Source organism: Thermus sp. (genome assembly GCF_056332225.1).
Genome location: NZ_JBWGQW010000162.1, coordinates 1 through 833, shown reverse-complemented (window position 1 = coordinate 833; position 833 = coordinate 1). Strand labels below are relative to the sequence as shown.

Here is an 833-nt window from a genome sequence, read left to right as displayed (position 1 = left end):
CACCTCCTTGAAACCCTTCCCCGAGCTCTTCGCGCTCCGCTTCCTCCCCCAGGAACCCACCTTGGACAACTACCGCCAGGTGCTGGAACAAACCGGCTTTCCCCGCTGGTTTCTCAATAGCCTCCTGGTGGCCTCGGTCACCACGGCCTCCGTGCTCTTCTTCGACAGCCTCGCCGGGTACACCCTGGCGCGGCTCCGCTTCCCCGGAAAGAACCTGGTCTTCCTCCTCATCCTCTCTACCCTCATGGTGCCCATGGAGATGCTGGTCATCCCCTGGTACGTGATGAGCGCAGAACGGGGCTGGACCGACACCTACTGGGGCCTCCTCTTCCCCGGGCTCATGAGCGCCTTCGGGGTCTTCCTCCTGCGGCAGTTCTTCACCACCCTGCCCCAGGACCTCTTCGACGCCGCCCGCATAGACGGGCTCACCGAGTTCGGCGTCTTCCTCCGCGTGGGCCTGCCCCTGGTCCGCCCCGCCCTGGCCGCCTTGGGCATCTTCACCTTTCTTGGGAACTGGAACGCCTTCCTCTGGCCCCTCATCGTGGTCCAGAGGCCGGAGATGCGCACCGTCCCCGTGGGGGTGGCCCTCTTCTCGGGGGAGGCGGGCACGGCCTGGAACCTGATCATGGCCGCCTCGAGCCTCGCGGTCCTCCCCGTGCTTCTCGTGTTCCTCTTCGCCCAGCGCCAGATCGTGGAGGGCGCCGTGCTCACGGGGGTGAAGGGATGAGGCCGCCCCGCGGGCCACGTCGGGACGCCACGAGGGGCCGTCGCCCTCACCGTGGAAGAGGTGGCAGAGGCTTTGGGACTTTCCCGGGTCACTGCGTGGCGCTACC

Annotated in this window: 1 protein-coding gene; it reads left to right on the top strand. The window is 67.2% G+C overall.

Features of this window, described 5'->3' with window-relative positions; all coding sequences use genetic code 11:
* Positions 1-727 (top strand): carbohydrate ABC transporter permease (locus tag AC01Y6_RS10665; RefSeq protein WP_476671501.1); only part of this gene is annotated, 727 nt, incomplete at its 5' end.
* Positions 728-833: the final 106 nt, after the last annotated feature.